At 71.7% G+C, this 16,062-nt stretch carries 15 protein-coding genes; 12 read left to right on the top strand and 3 right to left on the bottom strand.

The features are described 5' to 3' along the window. Positions 1–36 precede the first annotated feature (36 nt). The 6 genes from J4573_RS06855 (at position 37) to J4573_RS06830 (ending at position 7,206) form a co-directional block, all read left to right on the top strand. Positions 37–1,275, top strand: a complete 1,239-nt coding sequence (locus J4573_RS06855) for an ABC transporter substrate-binding protein (RefSeq protein WP_208254379.1) — start codon at positions 37–39, stop codon at positions 1,273–1,275. Between the two features lie 15 nt (positions 1,276–1,290). Then, entirely contained in the window at positions 1,291–3,960 is a 2,670-nt protein-coding gene (locus J4573_RS06850) for an ABC transporter permease subunit (RefSeq protein WP_208254378.1), read from the top strand. Beyond that, positions 3,957–4,697: an ABC transporter ATP-binding protein gene (locus J4573_RS06845; RefSeq protein WP_208254377.1), complete on the top strand. Its 741-nt coding sequence runs from the start codon at positions 3,957–3,959 to the stop codon at positions 4,695–4,697. The genes J4573_RS06850 and J4573_RS06845 overlap by 4 nt, the downstream gene beginning before the upstream one ends. A 79-nt stretch (positions 4,698–4,776) precedes the next feature. Further along, entirely contained in the window at positions 4,777–5,421 is a 645-nt protein-coding gene (locus tag J4573_RS06840) for a tetratricopeptide repeat protein (RefSeq protein WP_208254376.1), read from the top strand. Positions 5,422–5,463: 42 nt separating this feature from the next. After that, entirely contained in the window at positions 5,464–6,108 is a 645-nt protein-coding gene (locus J4573_RS06835; protein ID WP_208254375.1) for a PaaI family thioesterase, read from the top strand. Positions 6,109–6,216: 108 nt separating this feature from the next. After that, entirely contained in the window at positions 6,217–7,206 is a 990-nt protein-coding gene (locus J4573_RS06830) for an NlpC/P60 family protein (protein ID WP_208254374.1), read from the top strand. Here J4573_RS06830 and J4573_RS06825 read toward each other — a convergent pair. Continuing rightward, positions 7,203–7,853, bottom strand: coding sequence for a TetR/AcrR family transcriptional regulator (locus tag J4573_RS06825; protein ID WP_208254373.1), 651 nt, complete (start codon positions 7,851–7,853; stop codon positions 7,203–7,205). The two genes, J4573_RS06830 and J4573_RS06825, sit on opposite strands and share 4 nt — an antisense overlap. Before the next feature lie 129 nt (positions 7,854–7,982). Further along, the gene (locus J4573_RS06820) at positions 7,983–9,317 is read right to left on the bottom strand and encodes an MFS transporter (protein WP_208254372.1); all 1,335 of its coding nucleotides are present in this window, start codon (positions 9,315–9,317) and stop codon (positions 7,983–7,985) included. 220 nt (positions 9,318–9,537) lie between these two features. Here J4573_RS06820 and J4573_RS06815 point away from each other — a divergent pair, with 220 nt between their 5' ends. Genes J4573_RS06815 through J4573_RS06800 form a run of 4 tightly spaced genes read left to right on the top strand, consistent with a single transcriptional unit; the run spans position 9,538 to position 13,145 of the window. Beyond that, positions 9,538–11,211: a tannase/feruloyl esterase family alpha/beta hydrolase gene (locus tag J4573_RS06815; protein ID WP_208254371.1), complete on the top strand. Its 1,674-nt coding sequence runs from the start codon at positions 9,538–9,540 to the stop codon at positions 11,209–11,211. A gap of 35 nt (positions 11,212–11,246) precedes the next feature. Continuing rightward, complete coding sequence (locus J4573_RS06810) at positions 11,247–11,633, top strand: DoxX family protein (protein ID WP_243772506.1); 387 nt, start codon at positions 11,247–11,249, stop codon at positions 11,631–11,633. Between the two features lie 37 nt (positions 11,634–11,670). Further along, positions 11,671–12,573: an RNA polymerase sigma factor SigJ gene (gene sigJ, locus J4573_RS06805; protein WP_208254370.1), complete on the top strand. Its 903-nt coding sequence runs from the start codon at positions 11,671–11,673 to the stop codon at positions 12,571–12,573. Between the two features lie 38 nt (positions 12,574–12,611). Continuing rightward, positions 12,612–13,145 carry a maleylpyruvate isomerase N-terminal domain-containing protein gene (locus tag J4573_RS06800; protein WP_208254369.1) on the top strand — a complete coding sequence of 178 codons (534 nt, stop codon included), beginning with the start codon at positions 12,612–12,614 and terminating at the stop codon, positions 13,143–13,145. A 14-nt stretch (positions 13,146–13,159) separates the two neighbouring features. On the opposite strand, the gene J4573_RS06795 is transcribed toward J4573_RS06800, so the two are convergent. Continuing rightward, a complete protein-coding gene (locus tag J4573_RS06795) occupies positions 13,160–13,948 on the bottom strand; it encodes an SDR family oxidoreductase (protein ID WP_208254368.1) in 789 nt (262 codons plus the stop codon). A gap of 49 nt (positions 13,949–13,997) precedes the next feature. Here J4573_RS06795 and J4573_RS06790 point away from each other — a divergent pair, with 49 nt between their 5' ends. Further along, complete coding sequence (locus J4573_RS06790; RefSeq protein ID WP_208254367.1) at positions 13,998–15,119, top strand: acyl-CoA dehydrogenase family protein; 1,122 nt, start codon at positions 13,998–14,000, stop codon at positions 15,117–15,119. Beyond that, the gene (locus J4573_RS06785) at positions 15,116–16,051 is read left to right on the top strand and encodes an acyl-CoA dehydrogenase family protein (RefSeq protein ID WP_208254366.1); all 936 of its coding nucleotides are present in this window, start codon (positions 15,116–15,118) and stop codon (positions 16,049–16,051) included. The genes J4573_RS06790 and J4573_RS06785 overlap by 4 nt, the downstream gene beginning before the upstream one ends. The last annotated feature ends 11 nt before the right edge of the window (positions 16,052–16,062 follow it).

Genomic DNA, 16,062 nt, shown 5'->3' with positions numbered 1-16,062 from the left:
CCCCTCAGAGAGATGCAACGTGCCTGGAGGCGCGCCATGAAGACATCAACGACGCTCCGCGCCGTCGCCATCGCCGGGGCGGCCGCCCTGCTCGCGGGCTGTGCGACCAGCAACGACTCCTCCTCGGGCGGCGGCGACACCGCCGGGGTCACCAAGGACAAGATCAAGGTCGGCGGGGTGCTGACCGTGACGAGCGCCACCGGCTACTCGACCGGCGGCGCCAACCTCGGCGCCAAGGCCCGCTTCGAGCGCGCGAACGCCGAGGGCGGGGTGAACGGGCGGAAGATCGACTTCATCGGGGTCGAGGACGACGGGATGACGCCCGACAAGGGCGCCGCCGCGGCCAAGAAGCTGGTCCAGAAGGAGAAGGTCTTCGCGGTCCTGCCGGTCAGCGCGCCGCAGTTCGGCGGCGCGGAGTTCCTCGAGCAGCAGAAGGTGCCGTGGGTCGGGTGGGCGACCGGGCCGTTCTGGTGCGGCAAGGAGAGCGCGTTCGGGTTCAACGGCTGCCTCGCGCCGAAGCCCGGGCAGAAGACCCAGACCTGGTGGGGCAACCAGGTCGGCGCGCAACTCGGCGGCGCCAAGGGCAAGAAGCTCTGGGTGCAGGCGACCGACTCGACCGCCAGCAAGTACGCCATCTCGACGATCTCCAAGTCGTTCACCGCCGCGGGCTTCGACCTGGCCGGCTCGTCGGCCGCGCTGCCCTCGCAGGCGCCGCCGCAGGACTGGTCGCCGTACGTCAACAAGATCATGAAGAGCGCGGGCGGCAAGGCGCCGGACGTGGTCGTCTCGGTCATGGCGGGCGGCAAGTTCAACACCGGGCTGTACGGGGCGCTGAAGAAGGCCGGCTACAAGGGCCTCATCACCGACGCGACCTCCTACGACCCGAAGGCGATCGCCGACCCGCAGGCCGCGCAGGCGCTGGACGGCGTCTACGCGGCGCCGCAGTTCGAGCCGTACGAGTCGGACGCGCCCGAGGTCGCGCGGATGAAGGCCGACATGCAGAAGGTCGGCGCGCCGATGGACCAGCACGCGGCCACCGGCTACTGGTCGGCGGACGTCTTCCTGAAGATGCTGGAGAAGGCGGGCAAGGACCTCACCCGTGACTCGTTCTTCAAGGCCACGACCGGTTTCTCCTACGAGAACAAGGGCTTCGGCCGCATCCAGTTCCCGGCGGGCAAGACCGAGTCCAACGGCTGCGGCGCGCTGGTGAAGATCGAGGGCGGCAAGTTCGTCGTCGCCCAGCACCTCAAGTGCTACGACAACACCACCCTCTGACGACGGGCTTCTCAAGTGGCTGAGTTCGTCGGTTACATCCTGAGCGGGCTGGTCACCGGCGCGATCTTCGCGCTGATGGCCTCGGGGCTCACGCTGTCCTACTCCGCGACGGGCGTGTTCAACTTCGCGCACGGCGCCGTCGGCTTCCTCGCCGCGCTGGTGTTCTTCGAGCTGACGTCCGGGCTCGGCTGGCCGACCTGGCTCGCCGGGCTGGTGACGATCGGGGTCGTCGCGCCCGCGCTCGGGTACGTGCTGCACCGGGTGATGTTCCGGGGCCTGGCGTCGGCGGGGGAGACCGCGCAGATCGTCGCGACCATCGGGCTGACGATCGCGCTGCCCGCCCTCGGCCTGTGGGTCGTGGACGTGCTGGTGGAGACGTTCGGCGCCGACCTGCCGAAGATCACCGAGGGTGCGTCGGCGCGCGGTCTCGGGCCACGCCCGATGCACACCTGGCACCCGATGGACGGCGTGACGCTGGACTCCGACCAGCTCACCACGTTCGCGTTCGCGGTGCTGGCCGCCGGGCTGCTGTGGGTCCTCATGCGGCACACCCCGCTCGGCCTGCGGATGCGCGCGACCGTCGACCGGCGCGGCCTCGCGACCATGCGCGGCATCGACGTGGACGCGGCCTCGGCGCAGGCGTGGATGCTGAGCTCCACGCTGGCCGGGCTCGCGGGGGTGCTGGCGGTGCCCGCGCTCGGGCTCGACTCCAACGCGTTCACCGTGCTGCTGTTCGCGTCGGCGACCGCGGCGGTCTTCGGGCGGCTGCAGTCGATCCCGCTGACGTTCGCCGCGGGCCTCGCGCTCGGCGTCGTCCAGAACCTCGTCGCGGGCTACGCCGACTTCGCCGAGAAGGTCACCGGCTTCCGTACGGCGGTCCCGGCGATCCTGCTGCTCGCCGGGCTGCTGGTGCTGGGCCGGTCGAAGGCGCGGGCGGCGGGCTCGATCGCCGAGGACGCGCCGCCGCCCGACTACCTGGCCGACCTGCCGCGCTGGCGGCGGGTGCTGCCATGGAGCGTGTCGGTCGTCGCGCTGCTGGTCTGGACGTTCGCGTTCGGCGACGACTACTGGGTGGGGCTGGTCGCGCAGGGGCTCGTCCTCGCGCTCATCTTCTGCTCGTTCGTGGTGGTCACGGGCATCGGCGGGATGGTCAACCTGGCGCAGGCCACCTTCGCCGCCCTCGCCGCGCTGGCCGCCGGGCTGGCCTTCGACAAGGGCCTGCCGTTCCCGCTCGCGCTGGTCATCGGCGTGCTCGCCGCCGTGGCCGCCGGGGTGCTGGTCGCGCTCCCGGCACTGCGGCTCGGCGGGCGCGTCCTCGCGCTGGCGACGCTGGCGATGGCGCTGCTGGCCGACCAGGTGCTGTTCCAGATCGACGCGTTCAGCAACGGGACCGTCGGGTGGAAGCTGCCCGCGTTCTCGCTCGGCTTCGCCGACACCAACGACCCGCGCGTGCGCGTCGTGCTGCTGCTCGTGGTCATCGGCCTGGTCGGGCTGCTGATCCGCAACCTGGAGCGGTCCGCGTCCGGGCGGGCCATCCTGGCCGTACGGTCCGCGCCGACCGCCGCGCTGTCGGTCGGCATCTCGGCCACCCGCGCCAAGATCACGCTCTTCGCCCTCGCGTCCGGGATCGCAGGGCTCGGCGGGGTGCTGTACGCGACGTTCAACGGGCAGATCACCGCCACCGACCTGCCCGCGCTGACCGGCTTCGTCTGGCTCGCCGTCGTCGTGCTGCAGGGCGTCCGCCGGATCGGCGGCGCGGTGCTCGGCGGCCTGGTCATGGCGCTGTTCCCCGAGGTCCTCGACAACTTCACCGACTCGCCGTACGTCGGGATGATCCTCTTCGGGCTCGGCGGCATGATCCTCGCCCGCCACCCCGACGGCGTGCTCGCCCAGATGGCCGAACGCCGCTACCGCCGCCGCAAGCGCGCCGAACGCCCCACGGGCGAGAAGCCCATCGAATCCGCAGCCGCCGCGACGGACTCCGACGCGGTGCTGCGGCTGGAGGGGATCGTCGCTGGCTACGGCGACGCGACCGTGCTGCGCGGCGTGGACCTGGAGGTGCCCGCCGGGACGGTCGTCGCGCTGCTCGGCGCGAACGGCGCGGGCAAGTCGACCACGTGCGCCGTGGCGGCCTCGATGCGCCCGACGTCCGGCCGGGTCCTGCTGGACGGACAGGACATCACTTCCTGGCCCGCCCACAAGCGCGCCCGCGCGGGCATCTACCTGGCGCCCGAGGGGCGCGGAGTCTTCCCGGCCCTGACCGTGGACGAGAACCTCACCACCTGGCTGCCCTCGGCCGCCGACCGCGCACAGGTCTACGAACGGCTGCCCAAACTGGCCGAACGCCGCACGATCCCGGCCGGGGCGCTGTCGGGCGGCGAGCAGCAGATCCTCGCCCTCGCGCCCGCGCTGATCCGCCCGCCCCGCGTGCTGATCGCCGACGAGCCCTCGCTCGGCCTCGCCCCGCTGGTCGTCGAGCAGATCTTCGAGCTCTTCGGCGAGCTCCGCGACCGGGGCGTGGCGATCCTGGTGGTCGAGGAGAAGGCCACCGAGGTCCTGGCGCTGGCCGACACGGTCGCGTTCATGGGCCTCGGCCGCATCTCCTGGACCGGACCGCGCGCCGACGTGGACGACGACCGGCTGACCTCGGCCTACCTGGGCCTGGCTGGAGTGGGAGACCAATGATCGACATCACCGGCGTCTCCGTCCGCTTCGGCGGCGTGCACGCCCTCACCGACGTCAGCTTCGCCGTCGCCGAGGGCCAGACCTGCGGCGTGATCGGGCCGAACGGCGCGGGCAAGACCACCCTCTTCGACGTGGTGACCGGACTGCGCCGCCCCACCGCGGGGTCGGTCCGCCTCCGCGACGCCGACGTGACGTCCGCGTCCGCCGTACGGCGCGCCCGCCTCGGGGTGCGCCGCACGTTCCAGCGCCCGCAGGTCTTCGGCCGCCTCACCGTGATGGACAACGTCCTGTCGGCCCTGGAATGGCACGGCGGAGGCGGCGGACTGGCCGCGGACCTGGTCGGCTGGCGTTCCCGCCGCAGGCTCGAGGCCCGTCGCCGCGAACGCGCCACCGACGCCCTCGACCGCTGCGGCATCGCCGACCTGCGCGACGCCTACGCCGCCGACCTGCCGATCGGCCGCCGCCGCATGGTCGAACTCGCCCGCGCCATCGTCGACGCGCCGTCCGTCCTCCTCCTCGACGAGCCGACCTCGGGCCTGGACGCCGACCAGGCCGGGCTGTTCGCCTCGGTCATCCGCGGCCTGGACGCCACGATCCTGCTCGTCGAGCACGACGTCGGCTTCGTCATGGACGCCTGCGAACGCATCGTCGTGCTCGACCTCGGCAAGGTCATCGCCGACGCCGTCCCCGCCGAGATCCGCGAGGACCCCGCCGTCCGAGCCGCCTACCTGGGGTGAACGAACGCGTTGAACCGGCCCGCCCCCGCCTCCGTGAAATGGCAAACGGGGTCCGTCCCCGGGGCGGAAGGGACACGCCGTGGCCGTTCACGAGACGGATGCTTTCGTTCTGCGCGTTCAGGAGTTTCAGGGCCAGGGCGCGTTCCACATGTCCCAGGGCCAGTACCCGCAGGCGGAGAAGCTCCTCCTGGAGGCGCTGGCGCTCTGCTGGGACCTCGGTGAGGGCGGTGCCATGCTCGCCGCCGGCGTCAGCAACGAGCTCGGCGTGCTCTACAAGGCGACCGGCCGCATCGACGAGGCCGAGCCCTGCTACTGGCACGCCTTGGAGATCTTCGAACGCATCCTCGGCCCCGACCATCCGCAGATCGCGAGCATTTACCACAACCTTGCGGGGCTGGAGCATTCTCGCCGCAACTGGCCGGAGGCCGAACGACTCGGCCGGCGTTCGGTCGCCATCCGCGAGCGCAGCCTCGGCCCCGGCCACATCGAGGTGGCGGCGGACAAGGCGGCCCTGGCGGCCGTCCTCGTCGACGCGGGCAAGCCTGCCGAGGCGACTCGCCTGCTCAACGAGGTCCTCGCGGTCTTCGAGGCCGAGGTCTGTTCCGGCGACCACGAGGCCGAGGCCGTTCACCGGCACTGCCTCTCCCTGGTCGACGAGGACCACCCGCTGCATCTGGCGTGCCTGCACAGGCTGGCCCGCCTCCACGAGGTCTCCGGCGCCTGAATTAGAATTCAGTTCTGGTCTTTCTGTGGCAGTGGAGGTTGGATGACCGGGGCTGGGGCGGCGATGCGGCGGGTACTGGAGGCACGGGCGGGGGTCGCTCCGCTCGGAGAGGCCGAGGTCGACGTGCTGGCCGAGCTCGCCGAGCGGGTGCGTGAGCTGAACGAGGCCGTGGTCTTCACCGGGGTCGACGTCGACGAGATCGCGGCGGTGCGGGACGAGGTGGCGGCGCTCACCGCGCGGCTGTCGGTGGTGCGGCGGGAGCATCCGCCGCTCGCGGAGGCGCGGATCGGCGGGATGACGCGGCAGCTCGCCAGCCCGGTGAGCGGGGTCGTGAACCCGATCGCGCCGCCGGTGCACATCCAGACGCTGCCGGACGGGACGGCGCGGGCCGAGTTCCAGATCGGGCCGATCTACGAGGGGCCGCCCTCGTTCGTTCACGGCGGGGTGTCGGCGATGATCCTCGACCAGGTGCTGGGCATGGCGGCGTCGGCGAACGGGACGCCCGGGATGACGGCCACCCTGGAGCTGCGGTACCGGCGGCCGACGCCGCACGGGGTGCCGCTGGTGGCCGAGGGGAAGGTCACGCGGTCGGAGGGGCGGCGCACGTTCGCGGACGCGCGGATCCTCGGGCCGGACGGGCAGGTCACCGTGGAGGCGACCGCGATGTTCGTGATGCCGATGCGGTGATCCTTGGTGCTGGGGATCGATCATGGAGTGGCGCATGGCGCGCGCGTTCTCGCCCCAATTGGCGAGGGTGGTCCTGAATCACCGGGCATGATCGATAAGGTCGGGATCATGTCTTCGATTCGCCGCCTCGGGCTGGTCGCCCTCCCCGTCGTCGCCTCGCTGGCCGCCGCGTGCGGGAGCACGGGTCACGCATCGCAGGCGGGGGCGGCGAGCGCGGCCGACCCGCTGAAGGGCTACCGGTTCGTCTACTCCAAGGGCGACGGGCAGTACCACGTGTACAACGCCCGCAAACGCCAGGTGGCCGAGCTGAACGTCGGTACGCGGACGGTCCTGGTGCACGGCACCAAGCGCGTGTTCAAGGAGAAGACGACCAAGGCCACGGTCACGACCGACGCCTGGGTGCGCAAGCTGCGCGACCCGTTCGCCTCGTCGAAGATCAAGTCGGCGGCGTTCCGCAAGGAGCTCGCCGGGGTCCTCGGCAGCAAGGCGCCCGACATGCTGGCGATCGCGATGCAGTACGTGAGCGGCGCGCCCGCCAAGAAGGACTCCCACGGCGTGCGGTACGCGGGCGACGCCCACTATGGGCCGATGGCGGGCGGCAAGCGCCAGGAGGGCTCGGACTTCAACGACTACCTGGGCCTGACCTGGAAGTACTTCGACGGCAGCACCGACAAGCCCGAGAAGGCGCAGTACGGCTCGCTCGACTGCTCGGGCTTCGTGCGCATGGTCGCGGGCTACCGGATGGGCTGGCCGCTGGAGAACAAGCAGTTCACCCGTCAGCGGCTCCCGCGCCGGGCAGTGGAGATCGAGAAGTACGCGCCGGGCCGCGTGGTCATCCCGAACAAGGGGAGCAAGCCCGCGTCCCTGGCGCAGCTCCAGGCCGGTGACCTGCTCTTCTGGGACGCAGACAAGGGCGACGGCAAGGCGGTCGACCACGTCGGCATCTTCCTGGGCAAGGACTCGCTCGGCTACTACCGGTTCATCTCCAGCCGCAAGACCGCCGACGGCCCGACGCTGGGCGACACCGGCGGCCGCTCGGTCCTCAACCGCAAGGGCTCGCTCTACAGCGACACGTTCCGTTCCGCCAAGCGCATCTAACCGTCCACAGGAGGAACGGCCAGCATCCGCAGGACCAGGTCGGTCAGGTCGTCGCGGAGCTCCGGCAGGCTCGCGCAGTCGCCCCTGCCCACGTAGAGCAGGATCATCTCGGCGATGGCGCCGACCGCGGCCGGGTAGACGATGTCGGAGACCTCGGGCCATTCGGGGTGGCGCTTGGCGGATGCCGTACGCCAGGCGCGCATCACGTCGGCCACCGCGCGGTAGCCGAGGTTGCGGCCCTTCAACGCCTTCCGGCTGACGGCGGGCAACTCGACGAGGATGCAGCGCGCGTACTCCGGCTCCTGTGCGCAGAGCGCCAGGTAGACGCCGATCCCGGCGCGCAGGCGGTCGCGTGAGGACGCGCCCTGCTCCACCGGGGCCGCCATCAGGTCGCGGACGATGACGTCCTGCGCCGCGGCCATCGCCGACAGGAAGCAGTCCTCCAGGCCCGCGAAGTGGTCGTAGAACGCCTTGCGGGACACGCGGGCGCGGGCCACCACCCGGGCCACCGTGGTCTGCGCGTACCCGTCCTCGGCGACCGCCGCGATCACCGCGCGGAGCAGCCGGTCGCGCTGGGCCCGCCGAACCTGGTCGGCGGGCAGGCTGGCGCGCCCCCGCGGCAGCCCGGGCCGGTCGGGGGCGTACACCTCGGCGAGCCTGAGCCCGTCAGAACGGTCGATAACGGAAATCCTAGGACGCTCACGCCGCCGCGACAGTGCTGTTCAGGGACGGTGTGGGCGGCCTCACGTGAAGACGCGGCGCCCTCCGTCAGTCCCTCACCCACTGCCTACCTGGTGGAGAACCCGGTCACCTGACCGGTCCGGCATCAGCGACAACGCGGTCAGGGTGATCGCGCTCGACACCACCATGGCGAGCGCGATCGCCCACCAGCCGTAGTCGTGCAGCAGCCAGGTCGCCAGCAGCGGCGCGGGTCCACCGGCGATCACCGAGGCGAGCTGGTAGCCGATCCCGGCCCCGCCGTACCGGAGCCGGGTCGGGAAGCTCTCGGCGATCAGCGACGCCTGCGGCCCGTACTGCAGGGCGTGCGGGATCTGCGCCAGGATCACCGCCAGCACCACGACCGCCGACTGTTTGGTGTTGAGCATCCCGAAGTAGGGGAACGCGACCGCGGCGACCAGGATCGAGCCCACCGCGTACACCCGTCTGCTGCCGACGCGGTCGCCCAGATGCCCGGCCGCCGGGATCACGAACAGCTCGACCACCGACGCCGCCGTCACCGCGAACAGCGCGAGGCCCTGCGCCAGGTTCAGGTGCTTGTGGATGTAGGTGAGCGCGAACGAGGTGAAGATGTAGAACGGCATCTGCTCGGACGTGCGCAGGAACGCGCTGAGCAGGATCTCCTTCGGATGCTTGCGGATGACCTCTGAGACCGGGACCTCCGCGACCTCGCGCCGTTCCACGATCTCGGCGAACAGCGGCGTCTCCATGACCTGGATCCGCACCCACAGGCCGATGGCCACCAGCACCAGGCTGAGCAGGAACGGGATGCGCCACGCCCAGTTGGTGAACGCGTCCTCGGCCGTGAGGGCGATCGAGGTCATCGCGCCGGTCCCGAGGATCAGCCCGATCGGCACCCCGATCTGCGGCAGGCTCGCCATCAGCCCCCGTTTGCGCTGGTCGCCCCACTCCATCGAGAGCAGCACCGAGCCGCTCCACTCGCCGCCGACCGCGATGCCCTGCAGCACGCGCAGCAGCACCAGCAGGATCGGCGCCGCCACCCCGATCGTGTTGGTCCCCGGCAGCAGCCCGATCGCCGCGGACGAGACGCCCATCAGCAGCAGCGTGACGATCAGCGTCGCCTTGCGACCCAGCCGGTCGCCCCAGTGCCCGAAGATCGCCGCGCCCACCGGCCGCGCCGCGAAGCCGACCGCGTAGGTGGCGAACGCCGACAGCGTGCCCGCGTAGTCGGTCGACTTCGGGAAGAAGACGTCCTTGAACACGATCGCCGCGGCCGTGTTGTAGAGGAAGAAGTCGTACCACTCGATCGAGGTGCCGACGATGCTCGCCAGCGCCGCCTTCCGAATCTGCTGCCGCCGTCCGTCGTCATCGACGTCGCGGGCACGACCGGCGTCGTCCGCATCCAGAACCACGGGGGTGTCCTTTCCCGACCGCCCCCGCCGATCACGTTTCGGTCCGTCCGCTCAGGTCTGCCCGGATGGACGGTCCAGAAACCGCTTACTGAGCGAATTGTCCGGGGTGAGGAACCGGGTCGGAAATTCTGCTCCGGCCGGTGTCGAATCCGGCCCCGCCCGTTCGAGGCGTCTGTGAAGGGCCGCACGGCGCGGCCCTCACGGATGAAGGGACACGGCGATGCGGTTCACGATGCGGATCGTGGCGGCGCTCGGCGGGCTGGTGTTCGCGCTGGCGGTGCTGGCCCCGCCCGGCCTGGCACAACAGGCAAGACCAGCTCAGGAGGCAAGACCAGCGCGGCAGGCGACGGCGATGCAGTGCGCTGATCTGGCGGGGAAGACGCTCGACCTGCCCGGGGCGGTCACCCACGTGACGTCGACCGGGCCGACGCAGGAGAACGGCACGACCTACTGCAGGGTTGAGGGCTACGTGGAGCCGCACGTCAGGTTCGTGCTCCGGCTCCCGTCCACCTACAACGGCCGGTACCTGCAGTACGGGTGCGACGGGCTGTGCGGGATCTTCCGGGAGGACCTGTTCCCGAGCCGGTGCACCGGTGGCGTCCCGGGCGACATGGCGCTGGCGGTCACCGACGACGGGCACCACAGTGACCTGCCGTTCCCCCTCAACCTCTTCGACGGCAAGTGGGCGGCCAACGACCGCGCCGCGCGTGACGACTACGAGTTCCGGGCGCCGCACGTGGTGTCCCGGGCCTCCAAGGAGATCATCAAGGCCTACTACGGCTCGGCCCCGGTCCGCTCGTACTTCAAGGGCTGCTCCACCGGCGGGCGCGAGGGGCTGCTGCTCGCGCAGCGCTACCCGCATGACTTCAACGGGATCATCGCGGGCGACCCGACCAACTACAACGGGGCCCTGAACGGCGTCTACTTCACCTGGATGGTCAGGTCCAACCTCGACGGCAAGGGCGGCCCGATCCTCACTCAGGACAAGCTGAGCCCGCTTCACCAGGCCGTTCTCAAGGCCTGCGACGCCCGCGACGGCCTCAAGGACGGGATGATCGACGACCCGGCCGCGTGCACCTTCGATCCGGCGTCGGTGGCCTGCCCGCCCGGAACCGACCGGCCCACCTGCCTGACGCCCGCCCAGGTCACGGTCGTACGGAAGCTGTACGCCGGGCCGACGGACGCCAAGGGGCGGCGGCTCTACCCCGGCGGCGAGCCGTACGGTTCGGAGGAGGGCTGGGCGGGAGCGAGCGTGCCCGTGAACGGCGCGACCGTGTCCCCGCTGGCCGACTCGTTCCTGAAGTACCTCGGCTACCCGATCGGCAAGCCCGCGTCCTCGGTCGCCGACTTCACGTTCACCGTGGCCGAGCTCAACCGGCTGACCGCCGAGACCTCGCGGGGCAACGCGCTCGGCCTCGACCTGCGCCGCTTCCGGCAGGCGGGCGGCAAGCTGATCATGTGGCACGGCGCCGCCGACCAGTCGATCCCGCCCGCGAGCACGCTCGACTACTACCAGCGGCTGTGGGAGCGCAACGGAGGCCTGGCCCGGACCCGGCAGTTCGCCCGGATGTTCCTGGTCCCCGCGGTGTACCACTGCGCGGCCGAGTTCCTGCCCGGCTACAAGCTGAACGCCTTCGACCCGCTGCCCGGGCTGGTCCGGTGGGTCGAGAACGGGCAGGCGCCGGCCAAGGTGATCGCCGAGCAGCGTGACGCGGGCAAGGTCGTCGCGACCCGGCCGGTCTTCGCCTATCCGGAACGCGCCCGCTACCTCGGCACCGGCAGCATCGACGACGCCCGCAACTTCGTCTCGGCGCCGCCCCTCACCCCGCCGCGCAACGTCATCCACTGGGCGGGCGACTACCTGTACGACGTCCCGGGTCCCGTGGCCCGCTGACGGTCACCTTTGCCGGAGGACCGGCGTCAGGGGGCATGAGAGCCGAACTAACCGTGGAGGAGCTCATGTTCGCTGTGTACGCCGTCGTCAACGTCCTGGCCGCGCTCGCCGTCGCGGGCGCGGCCTGGATGGACTTCGTCCGCCATCCTGTGGCCGTCGGCGCCGCCGACACCGTCGGAACGCCCCGGTCGTGGATGTATCCGCTGGGCGTGGTGCTGGCCGCCGGTGCGATCGGCCTGCTCGCCGGGTTCGTGGTCCCGCCGATCGGGACGGCCGCCGCCATCGGGCTGGTCCTCTACTTCGTGTGTGCCGTGGGCGCTCACCTCAGGGTGCGGGACTTCAAGCTGACCGCCGTCGGCACGTTCCTCGCCCTCTGCGTGGCGGCGCTGATCGTGAACCTGGCTCGGCACGGCCTGTCGTGACGTGTCACGTGCGCGGGCCCGGCGTCGTCATAGGGGTATGACCATCCAGTACCTGCCGCGCGAGGATCTGGCCGAGCCGGGCCCGGGCGAGCGGCGGCAGCTGATCAATATCGCGTACCGGCTGCTGGGCTCCCTGACCGAGGCCGAGGACGTCGTTCAGGAGGCCTACGCCCGCTGGTACGCCCTGCCGCGACGGCGGCGGGACGCCATCGAGTCGCGGGGCGCCTGGCTGAACAAGGTCACCGGGCGCCTCTGCCTGGACCTGCTCGGGTCGGCGCGGGCCCGGCGGGAGCGCTACGTGGGGGAGTGGCTGCCCGAGCCGCTGCCCGACGGTGTCCCGGGGAGCGCCGATGATCCGGCGGAACGGGTGACGCTCGACGAGTCGGTCGACATGGCGTTCCTGATCGTGCTGGAGGCGATGACCCCGGCCGAACGGGTGGCGTTCATCCTGCACGACGTGTTCGGCTACCCCTTCGCCGAGGTGGCCGAGATCGTCGGCCGTACACCGGCGGCGTGCAGGCAGCTGGCGTCCTCGGCGCGGGGCCGCCTGCGCGCGGCGCGGCCTCCCGAGACCCCGGCGGCCGGGCAGGCGAGCGTGGTCCGGGACTTCAAGCGGGCCTGGGAGGCCAAGGACATCGGCGCCCTGATCGGCCTGCTCGACCCCGGCGCCACGGCGACCGCGGACGGCGGCGGCGTGGTCGGCGCGGCGCTGGAGCCGATCGAAGGCGGCGAACGGATCGCACGTCACTTCGCCGACCTGGCCGCACGGGCGCCGGGCGGCGTGGAGGTCCTGGAACGCATGGTCAACGGGCGTCCTGGCCTGGTCTTCCGTCAGGACGGCGATGTCGTGACCGTGCTCGCGTTCGAGGTCGCAGGGCCCCGGATCAGGCGCATCTGGGCGGTGCGCAACCCCGAGAAACTCCGGGCCTGGGCGTTGTAGCGGATGTGGCTTATCGCCACCTCTGGTGAGATGGGGGGATGGAACGAAGCGAGCTCGTGCAGCGCGTCGATGAGGTCACCGAACGTCTGGTCGCGGCGGTGGGCAACCTCTCCGACGCCGACGTACGGGAAGACTCCCAGCTCCCGGGGTGGACGCGCGGCCATGTCATCACCCACGTCGCCCGCAACGCGGACGCCTTGCGCAACCTGCTCAACTGGGCCAGGACCGGCATCGAGACCCCCGCCTACGAGAGCGCCGAGGCCCGCGAGGCCGGCATCGCCGAGGGCGCGGACCGCAGCGTGATCGGGCTGCTGGCCGACCTGTCGGGGTCGGCCGCCGCGTTCGCCGCCGCGGTCGAGGTCATGCCCGAGGAGACCTGGGACGTCAAGGTGAAGATCCTCGACAGCGCGGAATTCCCCGCCGAGGGGGTCCTCCTCAAGCGCGCCTCCGAGGTGGTGCTGCACCACACCGACCTGGGCATCGGCTACGGCCCCGACGACTGGCCCGACTGGTTCGCCAAGGTGGAACTCGACGAACCCATCGCCACCTTCCGCAAGGACCGCCTGGCGTAGACGGCCCCGGCCGCTCAGGTGAAGTGCTGGCCGGCGTTCACATCGATGGTGGCGCCGGTCGTGGCCTTGGCCTGGTCGGAGGCGAGGAAGATCACGGCCCGGGCCACGTCCTCCTCGGTGGCGATGCGGCGCAGGGCCATGGCGCCGGTGTCGCGGGCCAGGATGTCCTCGTAGGTGGTGCCCTCGGCGGCGGCCCGGGTGCGCATCCAGTCCTCGAGGACGTCGCTGGCGATCCAGCCCGGGGCGACGCAGTTGACGCGGACGCCCTGCGGCCCGAGTTCGTCGGCCAGGGCGTGCGAGAGCAGGTGGACGGCGGCCTTTCCGGCGGCGTAGTCGGAACGGCCGCCGTACCCCATGCGGCTGGACATCGAGGTGAGGTTCACGATGGACCCGCCTCGTTCCAGCATGTGCGGGGCGATGTGGCGGCAGGCCAGGAGCGTGCCGTAGGCGGCGATGTCGACCGCCTGCCGCCATCGCGCGAGGTAGGCGTCGTCCATGTCCAGCACGTTCTTGCGGTGCGTGCCGGGGAACGCGGCGGTCACCAGGACGTCGACCTTGCCGAAGCGCTCGATGGTGGCGTCGGCGAGGGCCTTGACCTGGGCGGCGTCGGTGACGTCGGTCGGGACCGGCAGGACCTCGCCGTCCACCTCGGCGCTCACCTCAGTGGCGATCTTCTCCAGGGTGTCCCTGCTGCGGGCGGCGACGACGAGGCTCGCGCCCTCCCGGGCCATGAGGACCGAGAGCGTCCGGCCGAGACCGGGGCCCGCACCTGTGATGACCGCGACCTTGCCCTTCAGAAGCATGGCCATTAGCGTACCAAGCGCTAGTTAGGTTGCCGATGTCGGAGGTCGTGTGGATCTCACCTTCACCCCGGAGCAGGACGCGTTCCGCGCCGAGGTCCGTGCGTGGCTGGCGGACAACGTGCCGGCCGAGCCGCTGCCGTCGATGGACACCGAGGAGGGGTTCGAGCTCCACCGCCAGTGGGAGCGCAGGCTCGCCGAGGCGCGGCTCTCGGTCGTCTCGTGGCCCGAGTCCTACGGCGGCCGGCAGGCCGGGCTGATCGACTGGCTGATCTTCGAGGAGGAGTACTGGGCCTCGGGCGCGCCGGGCCGGGTCAGCCAGAACGGGATCTTCCTGCTCGCGCCGACCCTGATGGCGTACGGGACGGGCGAGCAGAAGGCCCGGCACCTGGCGCGGATGGCGCGGGCCGACGACGTGTGGGCGCAGGCCTGGTCCGAGCCGGAGTCCGGGAGCGACCTGGCCTCGCTGCGCGCGACCGCGCGGCCCGACGGCGACGGCTGGCGGCTGAACGGGCAGAAGACCTGGAGCTCGCGGGCCGTCTACGCCGACTGGTGCTTCGGGCTCTTCCGGACCGATCCCGAGTCCGAGCGCCACCGGGGCCTCACCTACTTCATGCTGCCGCTGGACAGCGAGGGCGTGACCGTACGGCCGATCGCCCAGCTCGACGGCGAGGCGGGCTTCGCGGAGATCTTCTTCGACGACGTCTACGTGCCCGGCGACGGTGTCCTCGGCGAGCTCGGGCAGGGCTGGAAGGTCGCCATGGCCACCACCAGCTCCGAACGCGGCCTGACGCTGCGCAGCCCGGGCCGCTTCGTCGCCACCGCCGGGCGGCTGCTGGAGCTCGCCAGGCAGAGCGGCGACCAGACCCTGCGCGACGCGGCCGTCCAGGCGTGGTCGGACGCCGAGGCCTACCGGCTCTACACCTTCCAGGCCGCCGCACGGCTTGAGGACGGCATCGAGCTCGGCGCAGACTCGAGCCTGATGAAGGTCTTCTGGTCCGAACTGGACCTGCGGATGCACGAGCTGGCCCTGGAACTGCTGGGCCCGCGCGGCCCGGTGGCCGGACGCTGGCTGGACGGGTTCCTGTTCGCGCTGGCCGGCCCCATCTACGCCGGAACGAACGAGATCCAGCGCAACATCATCGCCGAGCGTGTTCTGGGGCTGCCTCGATGAAGTTCTCATTCACCGAAGACCAGCGGCTGCTCGCCGACACCGTCCGCGAGGTCCTGGAGAAGGCCTGCACGCCCGAGGCCGTACGGGCCGCGACGCGCGACGACCGGCCGGGGCCCGCCTGGCGCGCCCTGGCCGAGGTCGGGCTGTTCGGCGCGCACATCGCCGAGGAGCACGGCGGTCTCGGCCTGACGCCGCTGGACACCGTGCTGGCGTACGAGCAGACCGGCTGGTTCGCGGCGCCCGGCCCGATCGTGGAGACCGCCGTCGCGGCGCCGCTGGTGGTCGCGGTCGGGCAGCTGCCGGAGATCGCGACCGGCTCGCTGATCGTGTCCGCGCGTCCGGCGGCCGACCCCTACCTTCCCGACGCCGACCTGGCCGCGCTGCTGGTCGCGGGCTCGGCGCTGGCTCCTGCGGACGGTGTCGCGCTGACCCCGCACGGTTCGGCCGACGCCGCGCGGCGGCTGTTCACCGCCGAGCTGGAGGCGGCGCCGGACGACCCGGCGGCGTTCGACCAGGCGGCGCTCGCGACCGCGGCCCAGCTGGTCGGGCTCGGCCGGCGGCTGCGCGAGGAGGCGGTGGGCTACGCGGGCCAGCGGCGCCAGTTCGGCAAGGTCATCGGCTCGTTCCAGGCGCTCAAGCACCAGCTCGCCGACGTGGCGATCGCGCTGGAGTTCGCCGCGCCGCTGGTCTACCGGGCGGCCTATTCGCTGGCGCACGGCGATCCGGCCGCCTCGCGGGACGTGTCGGCGGCCAAGAACGCGGCGAGCGGAGCCGCGCACCGAGCCGCACGCACAGCACTCCAGGTGCACGGTGCGATCGGCTACACCGACGAGCTCGACCTGCAGCTGTGGCTCAACCGGGTCTGGGGGCTGCGCCCGGCCTGGGGAGACGACGGCTTCCACCGGGCCCGGCTCCGGGACGCGCTGCTCTAGAGAGGGGAACG

The organism is Actinomadura barringtoniae, from assembly GCF_017573505.1.
GTDB lineage: Bacteria > Actinomycetota > Actinomycetes > Streptosporangiales > Streptosporangiaceae > Spirillospora > Spirillospora barringtoniae.
Note: the sequence above shows the minus strand (reverse complement) of the source record. Positions and strands in the feature narration are given on the sequence as shown.